Origin of the sequence: Pseudomonas sp. PDM03, from assembly GCF_014852385.1 — a bacterium.
Lineage (GTDB): Bacteria > Pseudomonadota > Gammaproteobacteria > Pseudomonadales > Pseudomonadaceae > Aquipseudomonas > Aquipseudomonas migulae.
In genome coordinates, this window is the sequence record NZ_JACVBM010000037.1 from 13,454 (window position 1) to 27,057 (window position 13,604).

Annotated in this window: 14 protein-coding genes; 9 read left to right on the plus strand and 5 right to left on the minus strand. The window is 61.5% G+C overall.

Annotation, left to right across the window (positions count from 1 at the left end):
- The first annotated feature begins 31 nt into the window (after positions 1-31).
- The 3 genes from IB254_RS29105 to IB254_RS29115 all read left to right on the plus strand — a co-directional run bounded on the left by IB254_RS29105 (position 32) and on the right by IB254_RS29115 (position 3,255).
- Positions 32-1,114: a BMP family ABC transporter substrate-binding protein gene (locus IB254_RS29105; protein WP_192420887.1), complete on the plus strand. Its 1,083-nt coding sequence runs from the start codon at positions 32-34 to the stop codon at positions 1,112-1,114.
- Between the two features lie 140 nt (positions 1,115-1,254).
- The gene (locus tag IB254_RS29110) at positions 1,255-2,220 is read left to right on the plus strand and encodes an isopenicillin N synthase family dioxygenase (RefSeq protein WP_192420889.1); all 966 of its coding nucleotides are present in this window, start codon (positions 1,255-1,257) and stop codon (positions 2,218-2,220) included.
- Positions 2,221-2,301: 81 nt separating this feature from the next.
- Positions 2,302-3,255 (plus strand): adenosine deaminase, encoded by a 954-nt coding sequence (locus tag IB254_RS29115; RefSeq protein WP_008031333.1) that lies wholly within the window; start codon positions 2,302-2,304, stop codon positions 3,253-3,255.
- 124 nt (positions 3,256-3,379) lie between these two features.
- On the opposite strand, the gene IB254_RS29120 is transcribed toward IB254_RS29115, so the two are convergent.
- Together IB254_RS29120 and IB254_RS29125 are read right to left on the minus strand one after the other, a co-directional pair.
- Positions 3,380-4,114, minus strand: a complete 735-nt coding sequence (locus IB254_RS29120) for an ArsR/SmtB family transcription factor (protein ID WP_192420891.1) — start codon at positions 4,112-4,114, stop codon at positions 3,380-3,382.
- Positions 4,115-4,430: 316 nt separating this feature from the next.
- Positions 4,431-5,360 (minus strand): LysR family transcriptional regulator, encoded by a 930-nt coding sequence (locus tag IB254_RS29125; protein ID WP_008031330.1) that lies wholly within the window; start codon positions 5,358-5,360, stop codon positions 4,431-4,433.
- A 118-nt stretch (positions 5,361-5,478) separates the two neighbouring features.
- Here IB254_RS29125 and IB254_RS29130 point away from each other — a divergent pair, with 118 nt between their 5' ends.
- From IB254_RS29130 to IB254_RS29140, 3 genes are all read left to right on the plus strand, one after another.
- Entirely contained in the window at positions 5,479-5,772 is a 294-nt protein-coding gene (locus IB254_RS29130; RefSeq protein ID WP_008031327.1) for a putative quinol monooxygenase, read from the plus strand.
- Positions 5,773-5,801: 29 nt separating this feature from the next.
- Positions 5,802-6,815, plus strand: coding sequence for a zinc-binding alcohol dehydrogenase family protein (locus IB254_RS29135; protein WP_008031324.1), 1,014 nt, complete (start codon positions 5,802-5,804; stop codon positions 6,813-6,815).
- Positions 6,816-6,949: 134 nt separating this feature from the next.
- Positions 6,950-7,120 (plus strand): hypothetical protein, encoded by a 171-nt coding sequence (locus IB254_RS29140; protein WP_008038760.1) that lies wholly within the window; start codon positions 6,950-6,952, stop codon positions 7,118-7,120.
- 8 nt (positions 7,121-7,128) lie between these two features.
- On the opposite strand, the gene IB254_RS29145 is transcribed toward IB254_RS29140, so the two are convergent.
- Together IB254_RS29145 and IB254_RS29150 are read right to left on the minus strand one after the other, a co-directional pair.
- Positions 7,129-8,325 (minus strand): multidrug effflux MFS transporter, encoded by a 1,197-nt coding sequence (locus IB254_RS29145; RefSeq protein ID WP_192420893.1) that lies wholly within the window; start codon positions 8,323-8,325, stop codon positions 7,129-7,131.
- 236 nt (positions 8,326-8,561) lie between these two features.
- On the minus strand, positions 8,562-8,759 hold the full coding sequence (locus tag IB254_RS29150; protein ID WP_192420895.1) for a heavy-metal-associated domain-containing protein: 198 nt from the start codon (positions 8,757-8,759) through the stop codon (positions 8,562-8,564).
- Positions 8,760-8,906: 147 nt separating this feature from the next.
- Here IB254_RS29150 and IB254_RS29155 point away from each other — a divergent pair, with 147 nt between their 5' ends.
- The 3 genes from IB254_RS29155 (at position 8,907) to cueR (ending at position 12,313) form a co-directional block, all read left to right on the plus strand.
- Positions 8,907-9,290, plus strand: coding sequence for a hypothetical protein (locus IB254_RS29155; protein ID WP_008038759.1), 384 nt, complete (start codon positions 8,907-8,909; stop codon positions 9,288-9,290).
- A 219-nt stretch (positions 9,291-9,509) separates the two neighbouring features.
- Complete coding sequence (locus IB254_RS29160) at positions 9,510-11,903, plus strand: heavy metal translocating P-type ATPase (protein ID WP_192420896.1); 2,394 nt, start codon at positions 9,510-9,512, stop codon at positions 11,901-11,903.
- Positions 11,900-12,313: a Cu(I)-responsive transcriptional regulator gene (cueR, locus tag IB254_RS29165; protein WP_192420897.1), complete on the plus strand. Its 414-nt coding sequence runs from the start codon at positions 11,900-11,902 to the stop codon at positions 12,311-12,313. Before IB254_RS29160 ends, cueR begins: the two co-directional genes overlap by 4 nt.
- Here cueR and IB254_RS29170 read toward each other — a convergent pair.
- On the minus strand, positions 12,267-13,484 hold the full coding sequence (locus IB254_RS29170) for an MFS transporter (RefSeq protein ID WP_192420898.1): 1,218 nt from the start codon (positions 13,482-13,484) through the stop codon (positions 12,267-12,269). The genes cueR and IB254_RS29170 overlap by 47 nt on opposite strands.
- Positions 13,485-13,604 lie beyond the last annotated feature (120 nt).

Genomic DNA, 13,604 nt, shown 5'->3' on the forward strand with positions numbered 1-13,604 from the left:
CCAACCTCAAAACAAAATGGAGTGGGAATTCATGCATAAACGTCCGTTGAAGAAGCTGCTGTGCGCCGTCGCTGCAACCCTCGGTCTGAGCGCCAGCCTGACCGCCAGCGCCGCTGACCCGCTGAAAGTCGGCTTCGTCTACATCGGCCCGATCGGTGATCATGGCTGGACGTATCAGCATGAACAGGGACGCAAGGCGCTGGCCGAAAAATTCGGCTCGCAGATCACCACCCAGTACGTGGAAAACGTCGCCGAAGGCGCCGACGCCGAGCGGGTGATCCGCAACATGGCCAAGGACAACTACGACCTGATCTTCACCACCTCCTTCGGCTACATGAACCCGACCCTGAAAGTCGCGAAACAGTTTCCCAAGGTGACCTTCGAGCACGCCACCGGCTACAAGCAGGACAAGAACCTCGGCACCTACCTGGCGCGCACCTATGAAGGTCGCTATGTCGGCGGCTTCCTCGCGGCGAAAATGACCAAGACCAAAAAGATCGGCTACGTCGCCTCGTTCCCGATTCCGGAAGTGATCCGCGACATCAACGCCATTCAACTGGCCCTGAACAAATACAACCCCGGTACCGAGATCAAAGTGGTGTGGGTCAATTCCTGGTTCGACCCGGGCAAGGAAGCCGACGCCGCCAACGCGTTGATCGATCAAGGCGTGGACGTGGTGTTCCAGCACACCGACAGCCCGGCGCCGATCCAGGCCGCCGAACGTCGCGGGGTGTATGCCGTGGGCTACGCTTCGGACATGGCGCACTTCGGGCCGAAAGCGGTGCTGACCTCGATCGTCAACGACTGGGCACCGCACTACATTCAAGCGACCCAAAGCGTGATCGAGCATGCGTGGAAGTCGCAGGATTACTGGGGAGGCTTGAAGGAAGGCACGGTTGAACTGCCGATCAGCGACCTGGTGCCGGCGCCGGTGAAAGCCGAGGCCGAACAGATCATCGCGGACATCAAGAGCGGTGCGCTGCATCCGTTTACCGGACCGATCAAGGATCAGGCCGGCGTGGAGAAAATTGCGGCGGGCGCGACGGCGAGCAACGCGGAACTGGCCTCGATGAATTACTACGTTGAAGGCATGAAAGCCGAGATACCAAAGTAACCCTCAAGCCCAACACAAAACCCTGTGGGAGCGAGCCTGCTCGCGATGACGGAGTGTCAGCCACATTGATTCATCTGACACGCCGCTATCGCGAGCAGGCTCGCTCCCACATTGGATCTCAGCGTTATCAAGGACTGCGCATGAACAGCCTCCCCATCATCGACATCGCCCCGCTCTACAGCGATGACCAGACCGCCTGGCAATCCGTCGCCACACACATCGACCGCGCCTGCCGCGAGTGGGGCTTTTTCTACATCAAGGGTCACCCGATCAGTGCCGCACGCATCGACGCCGTGCTTGATCACGCCCGACGCTTCTTCGCCCTGCCCGCCGCCGAAAAGCTCAACATCGATATCACCCAGACCCGACACCATCGCGGCTACGGCGCCATCGCCACCGAACAGCTCGACCCGAGCAAGCCCAGCGACCTGAAAGAAACCTTCGACATGGGCCTGCACCTGCCGGCCGATCACCCGCAAGTGCTGGCAGAAAAACCGCTGCGCGGCCCCAACCGTCATCCCTCGATGCCCGGTTGGGAAGCGCTGATGGAGCAGCACTACGTCGACATGCAGGCGCTGGCTCAAACCCTGTTGCGCGCAATGACGATGGCGCTGAACATCGAGCGCGACTTCTTTGACACGCGCTTCCATGAACCGGTCAGCGTCCTGCGGATGATCCACTACCCGCCGCGCCACACCGCCAGCTCCGCAGATCAGCAAGGCGCCGGTGCCCACACCGATTACGGCTGCATCACCCTGCTGTATCAGGACGCGGCCGGTGGCCTGCAAGTGCGTAACGTGCAAGGCGACTGGATCGACGCGCCGCCCATCGAAGGCACTTTCGTGGTCAACCTCGGCGACATGATGGCGCGCTGGAGCAACGACCGTTATCTGTCGACGCCGCACCGGGTGATCAGCCCGTTGGGTGTAGACCGCTATTCGATGCCGTTCTTCGCCGAGCCGCACCCCGACACGCGCATCGAATGCCTGCCCGGTTGTCAGGATGCCCTTCACCCGGCGAAATACCCGGCCACCACCTGCGCCGAATTCCTGCTCTCGCGCTTCGCCGACACCTATGCTTATCGGCGAGAGCAAGAGGCGGGGTAATGAACCTCTTGGTCAGGTTTTACCAATTATTGCAGTCAGCACCTGTAGAATGCCGGCATTGCACCTGATGAGATTTCAACAATGTACGATTGGCTGAACGCCCTGCCCAAGGCAGAACTGCACTTGCACCTGGAGGGTTCGCTGGAGCCCGAGTTGCTGTTCGCCCTGGCCGAACGCAACAAGATCGCCCTGCCGTGGAGCGATGTCGAAACCCTGCGCAAGGCGTACGCCTTCAACAACCTGCAAGAGTTTCTCGACCTGTATTACCAGGGCGCCGACGTGCTGCGCACTTCGCAGGATTTCTACGACCTGACCTGGGCCTATCTGTTGCGTTGCAAGGCGCAGAACGTGATTCACACCGAACCGTTCTTCGACCCGCAAACCCACACCGACCGTGGCATCCCGTTCGAAGTGGTGCTCAACGGCATCGCCGCCGCACTGAAGGATGGCGAGCAGCAACTGGGCATCACCAGCGGTTTGATCTTGAGTTTCCTGCGTCACTTGAGCGAAGAACAAGCGCAGAAAACCCTCGATCAGGCGCTGCCGTTCCGCGATGCGTTTGTGGCCGTCGGCCTGGACAGTTCGGAAATGGGTCACCCGCCGAGCAAGTTCCAGCGCGTGTTTGATCGCGCCCGCCACGAAGGCTTCCTGACCGTCGCCCACGCCGGTGAAGAAGGCCCGCCCGAGTACATCTGGGAAGCCCTCGACCTGCTGAAAATCCAGCGCATCGACCATGGCGTGCGCGCCATCGAAGACGAGCGCCTGATGCAGCGGATCATCGACGAGCAAATCCCGTTGACCGTGTGCCCGTTGTCGAACACCAAGCTCTGCGTGTTCGATCACATGTCCCAGCACAACATTCTCGACATGCTTGAGCGCGGCGTGAAAGTCACGGTGAACTCGGACGACCCGGCGTACTTCGGCGGGTATGTGACCGAGAACTTCCATGCGCTGTACACCGATCTGGGCATGACCCAGGATCAGGCCAAACGCCTGGCGCAAAACAGCCTGGATGCGCGGTTGGTCAAACCGTAGGAACACCGAAGATAACTGTAGGAGCTGGCTTGCCGGCGATGACGGACTCACATTCAGCATTGATGTTGAATGTGAGTCCGTCATCGCCGGCAAGCCAGCTCCTACAGGGTTCGCGTGTCGTGTACTACAACGCCATTTCCAGCTCGGTTTCCTTGGCAAAGCGATGGATTTCACGCTGCCCCGTCGCGGTGACGTGCAAGGCTCGCGAATCGTTCGGCAAACTCAGCCAGCCGGACTGCATGAACAATTGCAGCAACGCCGCGCCGAGCGAACCGCCCATGTGCGGACGTCTTTCGCTCCAGTCGGGGCAGGCGCAAGCGGCGCGGCGGGTGCTGTGCGCCAGCGCCTGTACGAACACACCGCGCTTGGCCAATTGCGTGGCGCCCTTGTGGGTGATCGACACCCGCTGCTCGAACTGTTCGATCCAGCCCGTATCCAGCAAACGCTGGTAAAGATCGGCGGCCAAAGTGCCCCCCAAATGATCGTCGCACAGTCGTGCGCGCAACAGCGACGAAGGTGCCGCCTGAGGTTTGGAGAGAGGTGCGGTGCGCTTGAAAACGTCCGGGACGCCTCGGGGTGTGCTGGCAATCGTCGCACTGGCCAGTGCTTCTATCGCCGCGCCGACTTCAGGCGCGGCCAGGCGGAAAAACCGCTTGCGGCCACGGGTTTCGACTTTCAACAGACCTCCGGCGGACAAACGCCCCAGGTGTGCACTGGCCGAAGACGGTGACAGGCCGGCCAGCAAGGCCAGCTCTTCGGTTTGTCGCGCTGAGCCGTCCATCAAGGCCCACATCATTGCGCTGCGCTTTGGGTCAGCCAGCAACGTGGCGATCTGGCTGATGCAAGGTGCATGTTCCATGTATTCACTCCCTGTTGAATCGTTTCGTCTACTGCTCAGAGACATCTTGACCAGTAATGTGTCGTCGGCCAAGACGCGGAAACCGCGACAACCCGGGCTAAGCCCCCCACTCACACAAGCCATTGCCTTGAGGGTTTTGCAAAGGCTCGGCGATCGACTGCGGGCCTGGCCGACTCGAACGCGGACTCGCCAAGGCGAGATCGACCGTGCGTACCTGAGGCGAGCGCTAGTATATGCGCGTTAACCGTCGGTTCCTGCCCTCTGAAAACCCTTGGTGGTGATAGTTCCTGAGTGAAATTTCGCTATTTACCTGCGACTAATGATCGGTGACCGCCAACACGGGAAATTGACTACTTAAACCGGCGCATCGGCTGGCGAGCATTTCCCGCAAAAGGTTCACCGGCTTACTCAATTGTGCGCGATGGGCGCACAGCAAATTCAGCGGTGCGCGCTCACAGACCAGCTCCGGCATCAGCACTTTCAAGCGACCGGCCAACACATCGGCGGCAACATCCAGCCAGGATTTGTAGGCGATCCCGGCACCCGCCACGGCCCATAGACGCACCACATCGGCGTCGTCACTGAAACGGTCACCGCTGACGGTCAGGCTGACTTCGCGTTTGCCGTCGTGAAAACTCCAGTGATCGTGAACCCGGCTGCCAAGCATGAACAGCAGGCAATTGTGCTGCGCCAGTTGCTCCAGTTGCCGGGGCTCGCCGTGTCGGGCCAGATAGCTCGGCGCGGCACACAGCACGCGGCGGTTGTTCGGTGCGATGGGCAGCGCCACCAGGCTTGAGTCTTCCGGCTCGCCGTAGCGCAGGGCAATGTCCACCGGTTGGCGGAACAGGTCGGCGATGCGGTCGCCCAGCAGCAGGCGCACCGTGAGTTTCGGATGCTCGCGCTGGAACTCGTCCAGCCACGGCAACAACAGGTTGCGACCGAAATCCGACGGTGCCGATAGCTGCAACACTCCGCTGACCTGGTCCTGACCGCTGGCCAGCAAGCGGCGCCCCTCATCGAGGTTGCTCAGGGCCGCCCGGGCGTATTCGAGAAACCCCTCGCCCTCGGCGGTCAGGCGCAGGCTGCGGGTGGAACGGGCGAGCAACCGCGCACCGAGTTGCTGTTCGATGCGCTTCAACGCCGCACTGGCCACCGCCGCCGACATGTCCATCCCCCGCGCCGCCGCCGACAGACTGCCCAGGTCCGCCGCCCGGACAAACAACTGCAAGTCATCGAAACGCAGCATTTCCAGCCTCGATTATCAAAAAAATATTGAAAGAGACTGCTGTTTTAGCGGGTTTTATCTTGCAGAGAAATAGCCAATCATCTGCCCCATCGAAATCACCCCGTTATCGGAGTCGAACATGTCCCAGCCGTTTACCGCCATTGCCACCCTGATCGCCAAAGCCGGTCAGCAGGACGCCCTCGAACAGCACCTGCGTGCACTGCTGGAACCGACCCGCGCCGAAGCCGGTTGCAGCCAATACGATCTGCATCAGGACCTGGCCAATCCGCAGGCCTTCTACATGATCGAGCAGTGGAGCAGCGACGAAGCGCTGCAAGCCCATGACGCCAGCGCACACATCCAGCATTTTCGTGCCACGGCCGGCGACCTGATCGAGCACTTCGATCTCAAACGCCTGCGCGTCGTGGCCTGATTTTCTTAAATACTTTTGCGGAGCCTTTCATGAAAGCCATTGCCTACTACGCCTCGTTGCCGATCAGCGACGCCAACTCCCTGCAAGACATCGAACTGCCAGAGCCGGTTGCCGGCCCACGCGACCTGTTGGTGGAAGTCAAAGCCATCTCGGTCAACCCGGTGGACACCAAAGTCCGCCAGAACGTGCAGCCTGAAGGTGGCGCGGCCAAAGTGCTGGGCTGGGACGTGGCCGGTGTGGTCAAGTCGGTCGGCAGTGAAGTGACGTTGTTCAAGGCCGGCGACAAGGTGTTCTACGCCGGCTCCATCGCCCGCGCCGGCGGGAATAGCGAGCTGCACGTGGTGGACGAGCGGATCGTCGGCCACATGCCGAAAACCCTCGGTTTCGCCGAAGCCGCCGCGCTGCCGCTGACCGCGATCACCGCGTGGGAATTGTTGTTCGAACGCCTGCAAGTGCGCGAAGGCAACACCGATGAAGGCCAGAGTTTGCTGATCGTCGGTGCGGCCGGCGGTGTCGGTTCAATCCTTACGCAACTGGCCAGCCAGCTCACTGGGCTGAAGGTCATCGGCACCGCGTCCCGTGCGCAAACCCAGAGTTGGGTGCGTGAGCTGGGCGCCGATCTGGTGATCGATCACAGCCAACCGCTGAGCGAAGAACTCAAACGTGCAGGCGTGAACTCGGTGACCCACGTCGCCAGCCTGACCCAGACCGATCAGCATCTGGATCAATTGGTCGAGGCGTTGGCGCCGCAGGGCAAACTGGCGCTGATCGATGACCCGAAGGCGCTGGACGTGACCAAGCTCAAGCGCAAGAGCCTGTCGCTGCACTGGGAGTTCATGTACACCCGCTCGCTGTTCGAAACCGCGGACATGATCGAGCAACACAAACTGCTCAACCGCGTGGCAGCGCTGATCGATGCCGGGACGTTGAAAACCACGGTGGGCGAGCACTTCGGAACGATCAACGCGGCGAATTTGCGACGTGCGCATGAGCTGCTGGAGAGCGGCAAGTCCAAGGGCAAGATTGTCCTCGAAGGCTTCTGAAACAGATTGATACAAGTGTCGTCCGAATGGACGACACCGTCAGTCCGAAGGTTGACCGCTGTCATCATTGTGGTCGTATTCGGGTCTACAATCGTGACCTCTGCGATGCAATCTTTTAACCGAGGAGGTCAGCAATGAAGATCCTGATAAAAGAATTGGCAAAATCCCAGTGGCAGGTCCGCCTGGACCAACACGCGGTGACGTTCCGTAGCGAAGCCGAAGCACGCGAGTTCACCCGAACCCTCGAAGCACGATTGCACGCCCCTCATCAGATTCCCGTCCAGCAGCAACGCGCTGCCGGCTGAGACCTTCCTCACACCTGGGCTTTCACCAATGCCCAGGCATTTTGCAGACGCCGGGTGAGCATCGCTATGCTCACCACCAGAACTCCGCACAGGCTGATGACCATGGCCATCGGCATGGCGCTGCCGTCGTACAAAATACCCACGAGCGACGCGGCTCCGGCGGCGACGCTGAATTGCAGGCAACCGAGCATTGCCGACGCACTGCCGGCGCGCGCGCCCTGCCCGTTCATGGCGCAAGCCGAGGCGTTGGGCAGGATGCAACCGAGGCTGGCGATACAGATAAACAGCGGAATCAGCAGCGGCCACAATTGCTCGGTGTGCAGCGAACTGACCGCGAGCAGCGTCAGGCCCGCCGCGAGGTAGATCCATACGGTGCGCGCCAGCAGGAACGCCGGGCCACGCTTGGCCAGCAACCGTGCGTTGACCTGCGCCACCAGAATGAACCCCGCCGCATTGGTGCCGAACAACCAGCCGAAGTGCTCGGCCGGCACGCCGTAGAGTTTGATGAAGACGAACGGCGAACCGGCGATGTAGGCAAACATCCCGGCGATGGCGATGCCACCGGTCAGGGCGTGGCCGAGGTACACCGGATCCGACAACAGGCGACCGTACTGACGCAGCGCGCCAGACAATGGCTGGCGTGGCATATTCGCGGGCATGCTTTCCGGCAGGCCGAGCGCCACGGCCAGACCGGCCAGTGCACTGAAACCGGTCAGCACCAGGAAAATCGACTGCCAACCCGTGGTGTTGACCAGCAACCCGCCGAGCATCGGCGCGAGAATCGGTGCCAGGCCCATGACCAGCATCAGTTGTGAAAAGACTTTCGCCGAGCCCACCGCATCGCATTTGTCACTGACGATCGCCCTTGAAATCACCATCCCCGCACAACCGCCCAGCGCCTGGACGAACCGCGCGCCGAGCAGCCATTCCAGGTTCGGCGCATAGGCGCACGCCAGGGAGGCGACGGTGAACAGACCGACACCCGTCAGCAACGGAATGCGTCGACCAAAACGATCCGCCACCGGGCCGTACATCAGCTGACCGATGGACAATCCGAGGAAATACGCCGCCAGCGTCAGTTGAACGTGCTGCTCATCGGTGCCGAACGCCAGCGCCATGGCCGGAAACGCCGGCAGATAGAAATCGATTGCCAACGGGCCAAAAGCGCTAAGTGCGCCAAGAATCAAAATGGTACGGAAGTTCATCGGGTATCCAGTGGGACGGAGGTCGGCGGGCACACAGTCTAGCCGCGCATCGACGCCTTGAACATTCCGATAGCTCGCTAACTATTAAAAACCCCTGAAAAAACACCGCCCCCTGTAGGAGCAGAGCTTGCTCCGGGCGGCGTTCCGACGAATGCGGTGGGTCAGCCACATCAAAGTCGTCTGACCCACCGCGTTCGCGAGCAAGCTCTGCTCCTACAGGGATTTTTGTCAGGCCTTCAGGCGACTTTCACTTCATAGCCTTCTTCGCTGATCGCGGCGATCACTTGATCCGCGGTCAACGCACTTTCGACGCCGACTTCCTTTGCCGCCAGATCGACCTGCACGCTGGCCGCAGGATCCTTGGCTTGCAGCGCTTGAGTGATGGCTTTGACGCAGTGACCGCAGGACATGCCTTGAACGTTGAACACTTGCATGGAATGACTCCTTTAGTGAGATTGCGAACAGTCTCGAGCTTGCCACCATGGCAAGGTCAAGTTCTGAAGTGAGCTGCCGGGCTGGCAATCGGCGTCGCGCTCGGCCAAGCTGCGTGCATCTATGACTCGATCTCAGGAGATTCAGCCATGCGCTGGTCAGCTCTCAGCCTGTTTGGCTTCCTCAGCCTTTTCGCCGCCGTGCCCTCGGTCAATGCTGCCGGGGAGGATTACGGCGTGTTGATCATTTCCCGCGAGCGCCTGGAAGTGTCGACCAACTGCGAAATCGGCGTGTACATCCAGGATCAACTGTCGGCGCGGCTGTTTCAGGAACAAAGCACCTCGTTCAACCTGCCGCCAGGCAACGTTTCGCTACGCCTGAAATTGCTGCCGGGCCAGGCGCCGGGCTGCAATCCAGGCATGCTGGCGCCGGGCTCGCAGAACATCAGCCTCAAGGCCGGGGATGTGTTGAAGTTCCGGATTGCGATGACGCAGGAAGGCATGTACCTCAAGCCGACAGCCCTCGACTACTGATCCACCACGATTTTGTAGGAGCGAGCGGTGCGGCGATCCGACTTGCCCGCGAAGGGGTCGTAACATTCAACATTGATACTGAATGCAATACCGCCTTCGCGGGCAAGTCGGATCGCCGCACCGCTCGCTCCTACAAATATCCCGCCCCAATCTTTGCGCTTGACCTTGCCAGCATGGCAAGGTTGATCCTGTAGGCATCTACTACAGGGAGTGCGACCGATGTCCGAATCCACCACGTTTGATCTGCCGATTGCCGGCATGACCTGTGCCAGTTGCGCCGGACGTGTCGAGCGAGCCTTGAGCAAAGTCATCGGCGCCACGGCGGTCAGCGTCAACCTGGCCACCGAGCAGGCGCGGGTTCAAGCGCCCAGCGACAGCCTGCCGGCGTTGATGGACGCGGTGCAGCAAGCCGGTTACAGCGTGCCGCAGCAGAGTCTGGAGTTGAGCATCGACGGCATGACCTGCGCGTCCTGCGTCGGTCGGGTCGAACGAGCGCTGGCCAAGGTGCCCGGCGTCAAAAGCGTCAGCGTCAACCTGGCCAACGAACGCGCCCACCTCGAACTGCTCGGGCAGATCGATCCGCAAACCCTGATCGCAGCCGTGACCAAGGCGGGTTACAACGCCAGGGTCTGGGAAGTCGAACACCCGTCAACCGACACGCAACATCAGCGCCTGCACCGCGAACGCTGGGTGTTGATCATGGCGATCGCCCTCGCCTTGCCGCTGGTATTGCCAATGCTGCTGCAACCGTTCGGCGTGCACTGGATGCTCCCGGCGTGGGTGCAGTTCGCCTTGGCCACGCCGGTGCAGTTCATCTTCGGCGCACGCTTTTATGTGGCGGCATGGAAAGCAGTACGCGCCGGAGCCGGCAACATGGACCTGCTGGTCGCCCTCGGCACCAGCGCCGGTTATGGCTTGAGCCTCTATGAATGGGCCACCGCCGCCGGACGCATGCCGCACCTGTATTTCGAAGCCTCTGCCGTCGTGATTGCGCTGGTGCTGCTGGGCAAATACCTCGAAAGCCGCGCCAAACGCCAGACCGCCAGCGCCATCCGCGCCCTCGAAGCCTTGCGCCCCGAGCGGGCGATTCAAGTCATCGACGGTCGCGAACAGGACGTGGCGATCAGCGCCTTGCGCCTGAATGATCTGGTGCTGGTCAAACCCGGCGAACGTTTTCCGGTGGACGGCGAAGTGGTCGAAGGCCAGAGCCATGCCGACGAAGCGCTGATCAGCGGTGAAAGCCTGCCGGTGCCGAAACAACCCGGCGACAAAGTCACCGGCGGCGCCATCAACGGTGAAGGTCGCCTGTTGGTTCGCACCCAGGCCTTGGGCGCGGAAACCGTACTGGCGCGGATCATCCGCCTGGTCGAAGACGCGCAAGCGGCGAAAGCACCGATCCAGAAACTGGTGGATAAAGTCAGCCAGGTGTTTGTGCCGACGGTGCTGCTGATCGCACTGGCGACCCTGATCGGTTGGTGGTTGTACGGCGCACCGATGGAAACCGCGCTGATCAACGCCGTCGCGGTATTGGTGATCGCCTGCCCTTGCGCCCTCGGTTTGGCCACGCCAACGGCGATCATGGCTGGCACCGGTGTGGCGGCGCGCCACGGGATTCTGATCAAGGACGCCGAAGCACTGGAACGTGCCCATGAAGTCAGCGCGGTGGTGTTCGACAAGACCGGCACGCTGACTTCGGGTGCACCGCGTATCGCCCATTTGAACGCCATCGACGGAGACGAAGCCGCCCTGCTGCAAATGGCCGGCGCGCTGCAACGCGGCAGTGAGCATCCATTGGCCAAGGCGGTTCTGGATGCGTGCGCCGAACGCGGCTTGACCGTGGCCGATGTCAGCGACAGCCAGTCCCTGACCGGGCGCGGCATTGCCGGCAATCTCGAGGGTCGGCGCCTGGCGCTGGGCAATCGTCGCCTGTTGGAAGAAAGCGGGTTGAGCGCGGGTCCATTGGCCGACGCTGCTACCGCATGGGAAACCGAAGGCCGGACCCTGTCCTGGTTGATCGAGCAAAGCCCCACGCCAACCGTGCTGGGATTGTTCGCCTTCGGTGACACCCTCAAATCAGGCGCGCTGCAAGCGGTGCAACAACTCAGCGCCCGCCACATCAGCAGCCACTTGCTGACCGGCGATAATCGCGGCAGCGCCAAAGTGGTTGCCGAGGCGTTGGGCATCACCGACGTGCACGCCGAAGTACTGCCGGCCGACAAAGCCGCCACCGTCGCCGAATTGAAAAAGACCGGCGTAGTAGCGATGGTTGGCGACGGCATCAACGACGCCCCGGCCCTGGCCGCCGCCGACATTGGCATCGCCATGGGCGGCGGCACCGACGTCGCCATGCACGCGGCGGGCATCACCCTGATGCGCGGCGATCCTCGACTGGTGCCGGCAGCGCTGGAGATCAGCCGCAAGACCTACGCGAAGATTCGTCAGAACCTGTTTTGGGCCTTCGTTTATAACCTGATCGGCATTCCTCTGGCCGCGTTCGGTTTCCTCAACCCGGTGCTGGCCGGCGCGGCGATGGCGTTGTCGAGCGTCAGCGTGGTGAGCAATGCGTTACTGTTGAAAACCTGGAAACCCAAGGATCTGGAGGACAACCGATGAACATCGGCCAAGCAGCCCGCCAAAGTGGCCTGAGCGCGAAGATGATCCGTTATTACGAGTCCATCGGCTTGCTCAAGGCGGCTCATCGCACCGACAGCGGTTACCGGGTTTACGGCGCTGACGACTTGCACACGCTGGCCTTTATCAAGCGGTCGCGGGATTTGGGGTTTTCCCTGGAAGAGGTCGGCAAACTGCTGACCCTCTGGCAGGACCGCCAACGCGCCAGCGCCGATGTGAAAGCGCTGGCTCGTCAGCACATCGACGAGCTGAACCAGAAAATCCGCGAACTCGGTCAGTTGCGTGACACCTTGCAGGACCTGGTCGAGCACTGCCAGGGCGATCACCGCCCGGACTGCCCGATCCTCAAAAACCTTGAGTCGGGTTGCTGCGCCGTACCCGCTCACCCCTGACCGCGAGCACCTTCACCATCAACAGGGTGGTGAGGGGAATGCCGTGGAACAACAGCACCACCGCGCCGGGCGTCCACCATGAATAGAACGGCGCTGCGATCAGCATGCCAATGCCGAACCCGGTCATTTGCAGCAACGTCAGAAAGCTGAAAATCGGCAGGCGCAGGTTGTCCGGTTCACGTTGCAGACGTGACATCAGGCCGACTTCCGAGAAGCCGTCACCCAGCCCTGCGGGCAGTGAGAACAGCAACAAACCGTAGAGCGTTTGCTGCTGGAACATCAGGATGAAGCCGCAGGACATCAGCAACACGCCGAAGAAAAACCGTCGCTCCAGGTTCACGTTGTCCGAGCCTTTCAGGCGACTGGCAATCCGTGCGCCGCTCAATTTTCCGCAGGCCCACACCGCCAGCATCAGGCCCAGCGTGGTGCTGGCCGATTCGGGTGTCAGCAGTTTTGAGATGATCGGCAAACCGACGTTGTGTGCAGCGCTGCCCAGAGTGTCGGCCATGGCGACCGCGAGCATCGCGGCCACCACCGGTGTGGTGCGCAGCCCTTGGCGCAGCGCTGACCATTCGCCTCGTTCATGATCGGGCCCGGCACTGGGAGACGGTCCGGCAAACCGCAGCGGCAGGATGAACAACGCGGCCAGCAGGTAGGTGACTACGTTCAGCGCAAAGACCGTTTCAAAACCGAAGGCCGCCACCAACAAGCCGGCCACCAGACTTCCGCCGACCATCGCCGCTGACGATGCGCTGGTGATCCAGGCGTTGGTCTTGAGCAGTTGATCGCCCTCAATCAAGTGCGGCAACTGGCTGTTGAGGCCGATGGCGAACATTGAATTGCCCAAGCCCAGGCCAAAAGCGATCACCGGCAGCAAAAGCGCTTGTTGGCTGACTGGCAGCACCAGTAGCAAGCCCAGCAATCCGGCGCGCAGCAGGTCGAACGCGATCAACGGCAAGCGCCCGGTCCAGCGGCGATAAAAACTCGTGCCGATCAGGCTGGCGAAAATCCCTCCGCCCACGCGACTGGCGAGGAAGATTCCGACGCTCATGGCGCTGTTGCTGAGCAGGTAGACGTAGGTGGCCAGGGCGACCATGTTGAGGAACGCGCCGAAGTCCGAGACCAGACGTGCGGCAATGATCAGTCGGGCATTGCGGGAGGAGGTGTTCACATTCAGTCCTTGAGTGTGGTGGTCTACACAATCCTTGTAGGAGCCAGCTTGCTGCGGGCGGCGCTCCGACGATGGCGGCCTTGAAGACGCCATCGTCGGAGCGCCGCCCGCAGCAAGCCG